At 63.5% G+C, this 14,014-nt stretch carries 15 protein-coding genes; 11 read left to right on the plus strand and 4 right to left on the minus strand.

Annotated features, from left to right (window positions below):
• From ABS769_RS05235 to rlmM, 4 genes are all read left to right on the plus strand, one after another.
• The coding region (locus tag ABS769_RS05235; protein WP_317062259.1) for a transposase at positions 1–287 on the plus strand (287 nt) is incomplete at its 5' end.
• 106 nt (positions 288–393) lie between these two features.
• Complete coding sequence (locus ABS769_RS05240) at positions 394–810, plus strand: hypothetical protein (protein WP_317063401.1); 417 nt, start codon at positions 394–396, stop codon at positions 808–810.
• Positions 810–1,370, plus strand: a complete 561-nt coding sequence (locus tag ABS769_RS05245; RefSeq protein WP_023902961.1) for a nucleoside deaminase — start codon at positions 810–812, stop codon at positions 1,368–1,370. Before ABS769_RS05240 ends, ABS769_RS05245 begins: the two co-directional genes overlap by 1 nt.
• Positions 1,371–1,406: 36 nt before the next feature.
• Entirely contained in the window at positions 1,407–2,450 is a 1,044-nt protein-coding gene (rlmM, locus tag ABS769_RS05250; RefSeq protein ID WP_317063404.1) for a 23S rRNA (cytidine(2498)-2'-O)-methyltransferase RlmM, read from the plus strand.
• Between the two features lie 281 nt (positions 2,451–2,731).
• Here rlmM and ABS769_RS05255 read toward each other — a convergent pair whose 3' ends face one another.
• On the minus strand, positions 2,732–3,841 hold the full coding sequence (locus ABS769_RS05255; protein WP_317060695.1) for a Gfo/Idh/MocA family protein: 1,110 nt from the start codon (positions 3,839–3,841) through the stop codon (positions 2,732–2,734).
• Between the two features lie 263 nt (positions 3,842–4,104).
• On the opposite strand from ABS769_RS05255, the gene ABS769_RS05260 reads away from it, so the two are divergent.
• The 7 genes from ABS769_RS05260 to ABS769_RS05290 all read left to right on the plus strand — a co-directional run bounded on the left by ABS769_RS05260 (position 4,105) and on the right by ABS769_RS05290 (position 11,412).
• On the plus strand, positions 4,105–5,007 hold the full coding sequence (locus ABS769_RS05260) for an SMP-30/gluconolactonase/LRE family protein (RefSeq protein WP_350498118.1): 903 nt from the start codon (positions 4,105–4,107) through the stop codon (positions 5,005–5,007).
• Positions 5,008–5,089: 82 nt separating this feature from the next.
• Positions 5,090–5,812 (plus strand): hypothetical protein, encoded by a 723-nt coding sequence (locus ABS769_RS05265; RefSeq protein ID WP_317060692.1) that lies wholly within the window; start codon positions 5,090–5,092, stop codon positions 5,810–5,812.
• 85 nt (positions 5,813–5,897) lie between these two features.
• Entirely contained in the window at positions 5,898–6,290 is a 393-nt protein-coding gene (locus tag ABS769_RS05270; protein ID WP_317060691.1) for an EF-hand domain-containing protein, read from the plus strand.
• A 608-nt stretch (positions 6,291–6,898) separates the two neighbouring features.
• A complete protein-coding gene (locus ABS769_RS05275) occupies positions 6,899–7,372 on the plus strand; it encodes a MarR family winged helix-turn-helix transcriptional regulator (protein WP_006449019.1) in 474 nt (157 codons plus the stop codon).
• 34 nt (positions 7,373–7,406) lie between these two features.
• Entirely contained in the window at positions 7,407–8,234 is an 828-nt protein-coding gene (locus tag ABS769_RS05280) for a p-hydroxycinnamoyl CoA hydratase/lyase (RefSeq protein ID WP_006449020.1), read from the plus strand.
• 82 nt (positions 8,235–8,316) lie between these two features.
• A complete protein-coding gene (locus ABS769_RS05285) occupies positions 8,317–9,786 on the plus strand; it encodes an aldehyde dehydrogenase (protein ID WP_317060690.1) in 1,470 nt (489 codons plus the stop codon).
• Positions 9,787–9,933: 147 nt separating this feature from the next.
• The gene (locus tag ABS769_RS05290) at positions 9,934–11,412 is read left to right on the plus strand and encodes an AMP-binding protein (protein WP_317060689.1); all 1,479 of its coding nucleotides are present in this window, start codon (positions 9,934–9,936) and stop codon (positions 11,410–11,412) included.
• A 207-nt stretch (positions 11,413–11,619) separates the two neighbouring features.
• On the opposite strand, the gene ABS769_RS05295 is transcribed toward ABS769_RS05290, so the two are convergent.
• The 3 genes from ABS769_RS05295 to ABS769_RS05305 form a co-directional block, all read right to left on the minus strand.
• Positions 11,620–12,621 carry a LysR substrate-binding domain-containing protein gene (locus ABS769_RS05295; RefSeq protein WP_043888995.1) on the minus strand — a complete coding sequence of 334 codons (1,002 nt, stop codon included), beginning with the start codon at positions 12,619–12,621 and terminating at the stop codon, positions 11,620–11,622.
• Between the two features lie 66 nt (positions 12,622–12,687).
• Positions 12,688–13,047, minus strand: a complete 360-nt coding sequence (locus ABS769_RS05300; RefSeq protein WP_023902950.1) for a protocatechuate 4,5-dioxygenase alpha chain — start codon at positions 13,045–13,047, stop codon at positions 12,688–12,690.
• A gap of 10 nt (positions 13,048–13,057) precedes the next feature.
• Positions 13,058–13,954 (minus strand): gallate dioxygenase, encoded by an 897-nt coding sequence (locus ABS769_RS05305; protein WP_317060687.1) that lies wholly within the window; start codon positions 13,952–13,954, stop codon positions 13,058–13,060.
• Between the last annotated feature and the right edge of the window lie 60 nt (positions 13,955–14,014).

A 14,014-nucleotide genomic window follows, 5' to 3' on the forward strand; every position in this document is an offset into this window, starting at 1 on the left:
CAGTGGAGCGGCCGATTCATTTGTTGATGGACCGTGCTTACGAAGGCAACGAAACCCGCCAGTTAGCGCTCGATCTTGGCTTCGTGCCGGTGGTCCCGCCGAAATCCAATCGGGTCGAGCCTTGGGAGTACAACCGGGAGATGTACAAGCGGCGCAACGAAGTGGAGAGACTGTTCCGTCGCTTGAAAGGCTACCGCCGGATTTTCTCGCGCTTCGACAAGCTGGATGTCATGTTCCTTGGATTCCTCAGCTTCGTCCTAGTCGTTGATGGGCTTCGGATGTGTTAACAGGCCCTAGACCAGGCAAAGCAGCCGTCACTGACCCAAGTCTCGCCACGCTCCGCACATCAGGGGCTTACCATGGCAGCTCACATGTCCTGATCGGAGCGGCCGCATGTCCCGTCCTTTGTCCTGGTGCCTGAGCAGCCTGGTGTTGCTGGCCTGTCTTGTCTCGATCGGCTGCGTCGCCGCGCCACCAACCGATACAACCACGCCGCCTCCGGCCACCGGCTCGGCAAGCGGGCCGGCAGGCGGCAAACCAATCGTCGTCACCACCACCTGCCGCACCGATGCCGATTGCACGGTAAAGAACGTCGGCAACTGCTGTGGCGCATTTCCCGCCTGCGTCAACGTCGACAGCGCCACCGACCCCAAAGGCGTGATGGCGCAGTGCCAGGCCAGCGGCATGATGAGCGTGTGCGGATTCCGCGAGATCAGCGCCTGCCAGTGCGTGGCCGGGCAATGTGCCGCAAAGGACGCCCAGGCCGATACACTCCGCCCCGCTCCCCCCTCTACCGAAACGGTCCACTGATGCTTTACGCGCAAGTCCACCTCACGCTGCCCGACTGGATCCACGCGCATGTCGATGACAGCCGCGCCTATCCCAGCGACGCCGACAAGGTGGCGCTGGCGATCGAGCTGTCGCGGATGAACGTGCAGGAACGCAGCGGCGGCCCATTCGGTGCGGTCGTGTTCGGCCCGGATCACCGCATCATCGCTGCGGCAGTGAACCGCGTGGTGCCGCAGACCACCTCGCTGGCGCATGCCGAAAACATGGCTTACATGCTCGCGCAGCAGCGCCTGCAGACGCCGCGCCTGAACGATGTGCTGTCGCCGGTGACGCTGGCCACCTCTGCGCAGCCGTGCTGCCAGTGCTACGGCGCCACGGTGTGGGCCGGCATCGACCGTCTGCTGATCGGCGCACGCGCCGAAGACGTGATGGCATTGACCGAATTCGACGAAGGCCCGCTGCCCGCCGATTGGGTGGGCGAACTCACCCGCCGCGGCATCGAGGTGGTGCGCGACGTGCATCGCGACCAGGCCTGCGCCGTGCTGCGTAACTACGGCGAGGGCGGCGGTGACCATTATTGATCTGCCACGCCTCGATCAAGCACGCCAGGCACTGCGATGAGCGGCCTGCTGTGTTATTGCCGCCAAGGCTTCGAGCCGGAGCTGGCCGCCGAGTTGAGCGCGCGCGCCGCGTTTGTCGGCATCGCCGGCTATGCGCGCACGCAACGCAACGATGGCTATGTGCTGTTCGTCTGCGATGAAGCCGCACAGCTGGCAGCCAAGCTGCACTGGCGCGAGCTGATCTTCGCGCGGCAGAAGCTGGTGGTGATTGTCGAGCTGAAAGGCATCGACCCCAAGGACCGCATCACACCGATTCTTGCCGCACTGGAAGGGCAGCAGCGCTTCGGCGATCTATGGGTGGAACACCCGGATTCGGACGCCGGCAAGCCGCTGGCAGGGCTGGCACGCAGCTTCGGCAATGCGCTGCGTCCGGCCTTGCGCAAGGCCGGCCTGCTCACCGACAAACCGCAGCCGCGCCAGGCACGCCTGCACATCTGCTTTCTCGATGGCGACCATGCCTTGCTGGCAGTGGCCGACAGCGCAGACAGCGCACCGTGGCCTCTGGGCATTCCACGTTTGAAACTACTGCCAGAGGCGCCATCGCGCTCGGCGCTCAAACTCGACGAAGCACTGCTCACCCTGCTCACACCCGAAGAACGCGAAGCGCTGGTCAAGCCAGGCATGCGCGCGGCCGATCTCGGCGCGGCGCCTGGCGGCTGGACCTGGGTGCTCACGCGTCAGCATGTGCACGTCACCAGCGTCGACAACGGACCGTTACGCGAGCATGTCCTGGAAACCGGTCTGGTCGAGCATCTGCGCGCCGACGGGTTTCATTGGAAGCCTGCGCAGCCGCTGGACTGGATGGTCTGCGACATGGTCGAGCAACCGCGTCGCGTCGCCGAACGCATGGCCACCTGGATCCGCGAAGGCTGGTGCCGCAACACTATCTTCAACCTCAAGCTGCCGATGAAAAAGCGCTGGGACGAAACTCGCCTGTGCCTGGACCTGTTCGAGCAACAGGCCGAGAAATCGCTGATCGTGCGCGCCAAGCAGCTGTATCACGATCGTGAGGAGATCACGGTGCTGGCGATGCGGGATTAAGGAGCGGGGATTCGGGATTGGGGAATAGTTAGAGCTGGGATTCGGGATTCGTAGAAGCGGGAGATTGGCGACGGAATTGCTGTGGGCGCTGGCGCGCATTAACGTGCCTTGGTTGGCTTTCCACCCGCGCGTAGTTGGTATTTAGTCCGGCACGGTTGTAATGCAACGCTCGCTGGGGTCTGCAAGACCTGTTCGCATAGCATCGCTGCAGGCTTGTTTGCGCCAGCCTGCTCGCTTGCCTTAGGCCAAACCGCTGCGTCGATCGACGCAGCGGGACAAGCTCACAGCACGATCCGCTTGCTGCCCTCGCGTGCGGAGCGGTAGATCGCATCGACGATGCGGATGTCGCGCAGGCCTTCTTCGCCGGGCGCACGCAGCGGTGTGCCGTTGATGATCGCCAGCGCGTCTTCGTCCATCTGCAGCGCCTGCTGGTGCGGCACCTTGGCGTCGAACACGCGTCCATCGCTAGCCTTGCCGGTCACGCCCTGATAGCTCTGGAACGGCGACAGCTCGTACCAACCGTGCTCGCACTCGGCGCGCAGCACATTCATATTTTTCCCGAAGCTGGTCTTGCACTCGGCGCGCACTGAATTGGGAAATTCAAGCGTGAAGTCCATATGCTCGTCGACTTCGTCGAACAGGTCGGGACGATCGGTCCAGCGCTTGGCCGTCACTGCCAGGGGCTCGGTACCCACCGTGTAGCGCGCGGCATTGAGCGGATACACGCCCATGTCGTACATCGCACCGCCGCCGAATTGCGAACGCAACCGCCACGGACGGTCGGCCTTGGTCGCATCGCGATAACCGTTGTAACCGGCCTCGGCACGCACACGCTGCATCGCGCCGAACGGCTTTTCGCTGGCCATCGCAATCAGGCGACGCGTATTGGGCTCGTGCTGCATGCGGTAGCCGATCGTCAGCGCCACCTTGTTGCGTTTGCAGGCCTTGATCATGGCCTCGCATTCGCCGGCATGCATCGCCATCGGCTTTTCGCACCACACATGCTTGCCGGCCGCCGCGGCGCGCAGGGTGAGCGGCGCATGCAGATGGGTTGGCGTGACGATGTACACCACGTCGATGTCGTCGTTGTCGGCGATGCGATCGAAGTTCTCGTAGTTGTAGACGTTGCGATCGGCGATGCCGTACTTGGCCTGCCACTGCGGAATCTTCGATGGAGTGCCGGTGACGATGCCGGCCAGCTTGCAATGTTTGGTCAATGCCAGACCCGGCGCGAGTTGTTCGCTGGCATAACTGCCCAGGCCTGCCAACGCCACATTGAGCGGCTTGCCAGGCTTTTTCTTCGGCAGTGCCCAGCCAGGCGCGGCGAGCAGAATGCCTGCACCGCCGAAGGCAGCGAGCAAGCGGCGACGTGTGATCGATTCCACGGACATGCAAACCTCCTTCGCAAGATGAGAGCGGCTGACACAGCCAGCGCGCGCAATCGTCATCTGACGACGACGCACCCAAACCGGAGTGCCAGTGGTACATGCCGCACCGCGTCCCAAACGCGCCACCCGAAGGTGGGCGCCATCTCGAAACTGGTCGCTCGTCGGCCAATGCTGCCCGGGCACCTTACTTGATCGTGCGTGATCACCGCCATGGTCGCTGCGCACGTTCTGGCACACTGCCAACGATCCCATCTGGAGCATGCCGCATGATCGCTGTCGCACGCCGTCGTTTCCTGCCATTGGCGTTGCTATTGTCCAGCTCGCTGGCGGTTGCCGCCGATGCGCCCTTCGTTGCGCGCGACCTGATCGGCGATGGCGCCTTCACGCATAACGCCGAGGGTCCAGCAGCCGGGCCAGATGGCGCGCTCTATGCGGTGAATCTTGGCAAGGACGGCACCATCGCACGCATCGTCTTGCACGCCGATGGCAGCGCAAAAGCGGAGGTCTTTGTGACCTTGCCCGAAGGCAGTACCGGCAACGGCATCCGCTTCCGCGACGGCGCGATGTATGTGGCCGATTACACCGGCCACAAGATTCTGCGCGTGAACATGCAAACGCGCGCAGTGAGCACCTTCGCCGCGCTGCCCGATGCCGATGGCCCCAACGATCTGGCACTCGCACCCGATGGCAGTTTCTATGCAAGCGACCCGAACTGGAAGGACAACAGCGGGCGCCTGTGGCAGATCAGTCGCGAGGGCGTCGTGCAATTACTGGAAGCCGGCATGACCACGCCCAACGGGCTGGATGTCAGCCCCGACGGCAAGCATCTCTACGTCAACGAAAGCATGTCGCGCAAAGTGTGGGTGTACGACCGCGTCGACGGCACATTGCGCAACAAACGCCTGCTGATTCAATTCCCCGACTTCGGCATGGACGGCATGCGCTGCGATGCCGACGGCAATCTCTACATCGGCCGCTACGATGCCGGGCAGATTGCAGTGGTCTCGCCACAGGGCAAGTTGCTGCATACCGTCGCACTGAAAGGCCGCAAGGCCAGCAATGTCGCGTTCGGCGGCAAAGATGGCAAACAGGTGTTCGTCACCTTGCAGGATCGCGGCGCAGTTGAAACGTTCAGATCCGATCGTCCGGGGCGCGAAACCGGACGCTGAAACTGCTGCCCGCGTCGCATTGGTTCTCAGGTCGCGCAACAGCGTCCTGGCATCCTGCAGATCACATGTAGAGGACTCCCCCATGCAACTGATCGAACTCAAGGACGCAGCCGCCTTCGGCAACGAATTCCTGCGCCTGACCCTGCTGCAGGGTTTCCAGTCGCTGACCAAGCGCGATCTGGAATTGCTGATCTTCGTGCTGCTCGAACGCGACGGCGCCATCTCGCGCAACAGCTCCAACGCGATGGTCGCGCTGCACCTGCGGCTGACCTCGGCCAAGGTCAAGGCCTTGCGCCGCGACGGCTATGCGCGCTGGCGCTCGCTGGTGCCCGAAGAAGGCGACGCGGCGATGCAGCGCATCGTCGCCAACGTGCTCACCGAAGACAATCTGCGCTCTGGTGCCAAGCACGTCAGCGAACGCAGCCGCAAGGAAGGATTTCTGGCCGTGCGCATCGAACACCCGGATGATGCGCAGCAATTCGAGCAGGCCATTCTCGATGTCGGCGCCCTGCCGGTGTACGAACGTAATCGCGAAGTGGTTGCGGTGCGTTTCGACACGCTGCTGAAGATCGCCGAACGCTGGGGCTATCTGCAGCCGGATCCGCAGGCCACCGTGCGTGAACTGCAAAAGCTCACGCCCACCGCTGAAGAAGTGGGGGATCTGCTGAAGAAGGACATCGCGCAACTGCGGTGGGAAGACGTGCGGCGCGCACTCAACAGCCTAGGTGCCAAGGCCGTGGCCAGCACCGCCGAGGGCGGCTTGAAGGGATTGTTGAAGATCGTGTTTCCGTTCATTCCCGGCTGATCATTGCAGGCCGGGCTGTGGAACAGCTCGCAGCAAACACGCTTCGGCGCTAGGCTTGCGTGCTGTTCCACATCAGGGGGATCTGATGACACTCCGCACGACCGCCTTCAGCGCGCTACTGCTCATCGGCAGCACTGCATCCGCGCAACAAACGCCCACACCCGCCAGCAGCATGCCGCTGGTCGACGTTCCCAACGTCATTCGCACCCAGCCGCTATCCAGCGGCGACGTCACCCACCAGACTCAGTTGGAGCGCCCACGCGGCGAATCCAGCGTGATCGTGCGTTCGATTCAACCCAGCAGCGTGGTCGGCAGCTACCGCATCGACTTTCAGGCGATGGATACCGATGGCGACGGCAGCATCAGCCGCGCCGAAGCGCAGGCCAACCCCGCGCTGGCCGACGAATTCGATGCGCTAGACACGCGCCATAGCGGCCACCTGACCCGTGAACAGCTCGCTGGCTGGTTGATCCAGTAACCAAGAGAGATCAACAAAACCTGCCAAACGCCGTAGCGATAGCGGCAAGTGTTTGCGACACGCGCCTTCGTTGACGACTGGTGTGATGTCGAAAATGGAAGTGACATTCTTCGGATCGAAAGGAGCCGATCAGACCGCACCTCATCGAACGGCCGCAAAACGCACACTGCTCGCAACCACGCCCACCGACCATCTCCACTGGTCCTTGCCCGCCCACCGTCGCGGGACCTTACGCGGCATGGATGCCGCGTAAGAGCCTACACGGACGTACTTGCGGCGTGTCCCGCGATGGTGGGCGGGCAAGGACCCCGCAGCCAGCCTGCAGATCGACTGCTCTACACTTAACCAACACACCCGGAGCTACGCGAGCGCGCACCACGCTTCGTTTGTCATCGCATTTGCCTAGATGGACGTACCTGCAGCATGTCCCGCGATGCTGGGCGGGCAAGGACCCTGCAGCCAGCCTGCAGATCAGTCGCTCTACACGTGCCCAACACACCGGCGCTACGCCATCACGCACCGCGCTTCGTTTGTCGTCGCCTCTGCCTCTTGCAGCGCCCGCTTTGGTCGGCTAGATTGTATTTAACGGATACAATTTGGATGGATCGATGACCGCTCGCCTGGCACTTGCCGCAGACCTTGGCTACCAACTGCAACTGGCCGCATTGGCGTCCAGCCATGCCGCGCGCCAGGAGCTGGCCGAGCTGCAGCTCACTCCGGCGCGCGTCACCGCGTTGATCCATATCCGCGACCAGCCCGGCTGCGACCAGACCGAACTCGGTAACCGCCTGCTGGTCAATCGCGCCGCCGGTATGAAGATCGCCAACCTCCTGGCCGAGCAAGGCCTGATCGAACGCCTGGCCGGTCGCGATCGGCGCAGCAAGGGCCTGTATCTCACGCCATCGGGCGAACGCACGCTTGCCATGGCGCAGGCCTGCCTGGCGCGCGCGGTCGAGCGCACCTGCAGCGATCTGCAGGCCTCCGAGCGACAAACACTGCTGCGCCTGCTGTGCAAATTGAACGCCAGCGCCGCACTGGAACGGGCCGGCGTGGCAGACACCGCGCTGACCGAAGAACTCTGATCCCCGCACCATTACGACTCCAAGGAGACGCCGCTTGAACGAGCATGACGTGGTATCGGTCCGCATCGAAAACCGCATTGCCTGGGTGAAGTTTGCACGCCCCGACAAGCGCAATGCGATGAGCCCGGCGCTCAATCGCCGCATGATGGATGTGCTGGACGAGCTGGAATTCGACGACAACGTCGGCGTACTCGTGCTCGGTGGCGAAGGCACCGCCTGGTCGGCCGGCATGGATCTGAAGGAGTATTTCCGCGAAACCGAAGCCCAGGGCCTGCGTGGCGTACGCCGCTCGCAGCGCGAATCCTACGGCTGGTTCCGCCGCCTGCGCTGGTACCAGAAGCCGACCATCGCCATGGTCAACGGTTGGTGTTTCGGTGGTGGCTTTGGCCCGCTGTTCGCCTGCGATCTGGCGATTGCCGCCGATGAAGCGCAGTTTGGCCTCTCGGAAATCAACTGGGGCATCCTGCCCGGCGGCGGCGTCACCAAGGTCGCGGTGGAATTGCTGTCCATGCGCGATGCGATGTGGATGACGCTGACCGGCGAAATGGTGGACGGCAAGAAAGCTGCCGAATGGCGCCTGGTCAACGAAAGCGTACCGCTGGAACGGCTGGAAACGCGCACCCGCGAAGTGGCCGAGTTGCTGCTCAAGAAAAACCCCGTCGCACTGAAATACGCAAAAGATGCGGTGCGCCGCGTCGGCACCATGACCTACGACGAAGCCGAAGATTATCTGGTGCGCATGCAGGAAGCAGCCAATTCGTTCGACAACAACGCCCGCAAGGAAGGCATCCGTCAGTTCATCGACGAGAAGAGCTACAAGCCCGGCCTGGGCGAATACGACCTCACTAAAAACAGCGCCTGAGTAACGCCTACGGCGCCTGACGCGATGCGTGCACAACACGCATCGCTGGCGCTGCCAGTGGTTTTCGCACCGAGGAGGCAGTATGGAAGCCTTGTCCGCAACCCTGCGCGGGATCGCCGCGCGTGGGCCGTTGGGTCTGTTCATCGATGGTCAGTGGCGCGCCAGCACCGGCGATCGCAATGTCGATGTGATCGCGCCGCACACCGAAGAGCGCTTGCTGCGTTACACCGAACCCTCGGCCGTGGATACCGATGCGGCAGTCGCTGCTGCGCGTGCCGCGTTCGACAGCGGCCCCTGGCCACAGCTGTCGCCGCCCGAACGTGGCGTGGTGCTCAAGCGCATTGCCGAACACCTGCGTGCACGCATGCCGGAACTGGCCGAGGCCTGGACCGGCCAGGTCGGCGCCACCATCGGCTTCAGCCGCCGCGCCTCGCAGCAGGCGCCCGGCCTGTTCGATTACTACGGCGATCTGATCGCCACCCATCCGTTTGTAGAGCCGCGTACACGCGCCAACGGTGGCCGCGTGCACGTCGTGCAGGAACCGGTCGGCGTGGTCGCAGCGATCACGCCATGGAACGCCCCATTGGTGCTGCTCTGCTACAAGGTCGCCGCCGCATTGGCCGCCGGTTGCACGGTGGTGGCCAAGCCCTCGCCGGAAACGCCGATCGATGCCTACATTTTGGCCGAATGCATCAGCGCCGCCGGTGTCCCCGATGGCGTGTTCAATCTGTTGCCGGCCGGTCGCGAGGTCGGCGAACAACTGATCCGTCACCCGCAGGTGGACAAGGTGAGCTTTACCGGTTCCACCCAGGCGGGCCGAGCGATAGGCATTGCCTGTGCGCAGCGGTTGGCGCGGTGCGGACTGGAACTGGGCGGCAAATCCGCCGCGATCGTGCTTGATGACGCCGAGCTCTCCAAGGTGCTGCCCAGCCTGGTGCCCTACTCCATGCCGATCACCGGCCAGGTGTGCTTCGCGCTCACCCGCGTGCTGGTGCCGGCGCAGCGGCGCGAAGAGATCCTGCAAGCCTATTGCGCGGCATTGAGTGCGCTCAAGCTCGGCGACCCGTTCGCCGCCGATACCGGCATGGGCCCGTTGGCGCTTGGCCGCCAGCTCGAGCGCGTGCAGTCCTACATCGCGCAAGGCAGCGCCGAGGGTGCGCGCCTGGTCATGGGTGGCGGTCGTCCGGCGCACTTGCCGCGCGGTTTCTTTATCGAGCCAACGGTATTTGCCGAGGTGACACCGGACATGACCATCGCTCGCGAAGAGATCTTCGGCCCGGTGGTCAGCTTTATCGATTATCACGACGACGCCGACCTGATCGCCAAGGTCAATGCCAGTGACTTCGGTCTGCACGGCACGGTCTACAGCGAAGATCCCGAGCGCGCGTATCGCATCGCACGCCGTGTGCGCAGCGGCAGCCATTGCATCAATGGCATGTGGGTGGATATCGAGATGCCATTCGGTGGGTTCAAGAATTCCGGTATCGGCCGCGAAGGCGGTATCGAAGGCCTGCACGCATTTCTTGAAACCAGGACCATTTATCTCAGTTAGAGCGTCCATCGACACAGCGACGCGTCCGCTACATAAACGCTCGCTACGTTCTGTTGGCCACCTTTGTCAGCCACGTTCAACCTTCAGCTCTCAGCAGTCGCACTCACGCCAGTCACTCCCCAACTCCGCACTCCGGAAGACCGCGCCATGACCATGCCGACCGACTCGATCGCTTTCCACGCCCGTCTTGCGCCAAACACGCTCGCCGCACGCGACCTGTTGCTCGGCGCGCAATGGACCTACGCCGAACTCGATGCGTTGATCGGCCGCTTCGCCGCATTACTGCAAGCGCGCGGCTGTGTGGATGGCGAACGCGTGGCGGTGCTTGCACGCAATTCGGTCTGGCAGGTAGCGCTGCATTTTGCCTGCGGACGGGTCGGCGCGATCTATGTGCCGCTCAACTGGCGATTGAGTGCGGGCGAGCTGGATGCCTTGTTACAGCGTGCCGAGCCGAGGCTTTTTTTAGGCGATGACGTCGCCGCCGGGCGCGCCGATGTCGTGCCGCTGATCGACTTTATCGAAGAGGCCAACGCACGCGAACCCGCCGACACCGCGCCGATTCCGCCCGATCGCGTCAGCCTGATCCTGTTCACCTCCGGTACCTCGGGCCAGCCCAAAGGCGTGATGCTGAGCGAGCAGAATCTGCAGCAGGTGGCGCACAACTTCGGCGTCACCACCCGCGTGGATGCGACCAGCAGCTTTCTCTGCGAGGCGCCGATGTTCCATATCATCGGTCTGGTCACCAATGTGCGCCCCGTATTGGCCGTCGGCGGCTCGATCCAGGTGTCCAGCGGCTTCGAACCGAAACGCACCCTGGGCTGGTTGAGCGATCAATCACTGGGAATCACCCATTACGTCGGCGTCCCGCAGATGATGCAGGCCTTCCGCAGCCAGCCCGGTTTCGATGCCGCAGCACTGCGCCACCTGACCGCGCTGGTCAGCGGCGGCGCGCCACATGCCAGCGAGGATCTGCTCGGCTGGTTGGACGATGGCATCCCGATGGTGTGCGGTTTCGGCATGAGCGAGGCCGGCACGGTGTTCGGCATGTCGGTGGACTGCGCGGTGATCCGCAACAAGCTCGGCGCGGTCGGCATTTCGACACCGGCGGTGCAAACGCGCGTGGTCGATGGCGATGGCAACGACTGCCCGGCCGGCGTCCCCGGCGAGCTGTTGCTGCGCGGGCCCAATCTCAGCCCCGGCTATTGGCGCGACCCGCAGGCAAGCGCCGAAGCGCTCGATGAGCAGGGCTGGTTCCGCAGCGGCGACATCGTGCAACGCGATGCGGATGGTTTTTTCTGGGTCGTCGACCGCAAGAAAGACATGTTCATTTCCGGCGGCGAGAACGTCTATCCGGCAGAAATCGAAGCCGTGCTCGCCGAGCATCCGCAAGTGCGCGAATGCGCGGTGGTGGGCATCGCCGACCAGCAGTGGGGCGAAGTTGGTTACCTGGCAATCGTGCCCACCGATGAGGCACCGGATCTGGACCAGATCCGCGCCTATCTGGTCGAACGCCTGGCCAAGTACAAGGTGCCCAAACACCTGCGCGTCGTCGAGACGCTGCCACGCACCGCGACCGGCAAGTTGCAGAAGGCACGTTTGAAAGAGGCATTGGCGAATGAGGCGTGACGCACGTTGTGTAGGTTGGGCGCGCGCTGCGCCCAGCCATCTTCAAGCCATCAATTCAGCGGCCGGATGCGGACGACTTGGCCGCACACGACCTGGCCGCACACAACAAAACGGGCAGCCTGGGCTACCCGTTGTTCGCTTGCATCAGACCCACAGCGCAGTAATGGACAGCACGCATCAAGCCCTTACCACGGCACTTTCAGTCGATTACGCAGACGCGTCCAGCAGCATGTCGTCTTCGCCGATCTGCTCATCCACCCACACCGCACCCTGCTCGGCCATCACCCCCAACTGATGCTCCAGCTCGCGCATCAGCAAGCGCACGCCGGGCTTATGGATCGCTGCGCCATCGCGATAGATCACTCCGCCTGCGCGCGCCTGCGAGGGCTGCTGTAGCTGGAACGCGCGCAGCTCGCCGCGTGCGATATCGCCGGCCACCATCATGCTCGGCATCACCGCAATGCTGTCGGTGCCGAGCAAAATCTCGCGGGTGAAACTGGCCGAGCTGGAACGCAACTGATCGCGCGTGGCCAGGCCGTGTTCGCGCATCACCTGGGCCACGTCGCGCTCCACATGCTGGCTCAACGTTGGCAGCACCTGCCGGTAGGCCGCGGCTTCGGCAATGCGCACCGGGCCGTTGGCAAACAAGGGGTGATCGCTGCGCGCGACCAAGGCGATCGGATCCTGGTACAGCACCTTGCGGATCAGCGCATCGTAACGGGCCAGCGGATACAGCCGACCCACGACCAGGTCGATCTCGTTGCCGGCCAGCTTGGGCAGCAACTCGTCGGTACGGCCGTGCAGCAGGCGCACCCGCAACGTTGGCTCGGCGCGGTACAACGCGGCCAGCACGGCCGGCAACAATCCGCTTGCCGCCACCGGCAATGCGCCCACGGTGATGGTGAGCGCGTCGTCCTGCAGCAGACCCTCGAAGGTATCTTGCGCACGCCGTAGCTGACCAAGAACGACATGCGCGGTCTGTACCAGCACCTCGCCCATCGCATTGGGGCGCACGCCGCGCGAATGGCGCTCGAACAACGGCGCGCCGACGATCTCTTCGATCTCCTGCAGGGCGCGCGTCAATGCGGGCTGGGTGACGTTCAATACGCGTGAGGCGCGCAACAGGCTTTTTTGCCGGTCCAGCGCCTCGATGACACGTAGATGCCGGACCTTGATGCGGTGTTCGAAGAACACAGAGGACATGGTCATGGGGAGGACCTTACGTTTGGGAAGTCGGGTGAAGCCGCGCTGCGGCACAGGGCCGACGCGTGCAGATCAGCGTGCATCGGGCACACGCCGCGTCTGCATGAAGTCTTCGAAAGATTCGCCGCGCATGATGGCGTAAACCTGCAGATTGGTCATGCGTACCACGCGTGCAAATTTCTCGATCACAAAAAAATTGGCGCCATACTGCACCAGGCCGAGCCAGTCGCGCGCACGGATCAGCGCTTTTTCCTGTTCGGTGAGCTCGGCTTCCTGCATCAGCGTTTCGGCATCCTGCAAAAAACGATCGCGCCAAGGGGCGCGGATCATGTGCCAGAAAAAACGATTGATGCGCAGCGCGCGGTTGCTGGTGCGCAGATCGAACACATAGGTGCCGCCAATCTGCTCCATGCCCTGTACTTGCGGATTCATCGTCAGGTCCTCATGCCGCGTTCGCGATGTGTGCGAGCAACTCTGCCGAGCGCAGCGCGCCGGCGGCTTCTTCGCCAGGCTCATACAGCACCACGGTCATCGCAGTGGTGGTCATCAGGTAGTAGTTCTGATGCAGCTTGCGGATCGGCCCGTCCAGAGCACCACGCATCGCCAGCCACATGATCTGCTCCACGCTCTCGGCACCGCCCAGGCGCACGTAATCGGTGTGGGTCAACTCGGTCAGCGTTTCCGGCGCATGCTGGAAGCGATCAAGAAATTCCATGTCCCACTCGGTGTTGTTGAAGCCGGTGCGCTCGCCATGGATCTGGTGCGAGAGCCCGCCGGTGCCCACCACCACCACCTTGAGATCTTCCGGATAGGATTCGATCGCGCGGCGCACGGCCTGACCCAGGCGGTAGCAGCGGCGCGCGGTCGGCAGCGGGTACTGCAGCACGTTGATGGCGATCGGCACCACCGTGCCCGGCCAGTCCGGCACGTGCGGCCACAGCAGCGGCAATGGCGCCGCGCAGCCGTGGTCGATCGGCTTGTCCTGGAACACGGTCAGGTCGAATTCGTCGTTGACCAGGCATTCGGCGATATGCGCCTGCAGCTGCACATCACCGCGGATCGGCGGCAGATTGCGTAGCCCCGCACCTTCGTCGGCGACCGGAAAGCGCTCGCCGATGCCCAGTGCGAAGGTCGGGTACAGGTCGAAGAAGAAGGTCGTGCAATGGTCGTTGTAGAAGAACACCAGCACGTCAGCCTGTTGTTCGGCCAACCAGGCAGCCACCGGTGTGTAACCGTCGAACAGCGGCTTCCAGAGCGGATCCTGCTGTTTGCCCTTGTCGTAGGCCACCCCGATGGTGGGAACGTGCGAGGTTCCGATGCCGCCGATGATGCTTGCCATGTTGCACTCCTGCGACGCGGGCCGGCCGCTTTTGGGGCCAAACGCGCGTCATTGGTTGAG

This window comes from Xanthomonas hortorum, from assembly GCF_040279205.1.
GTDB classification, from domain to species: domain Bacteria; phylum Pseudomonadota; class Gammaproteobacteria; order Xanthomonadales; family Xanthomonadaceae; genus Xanthomonas; species Xanthomonas hortorum_F.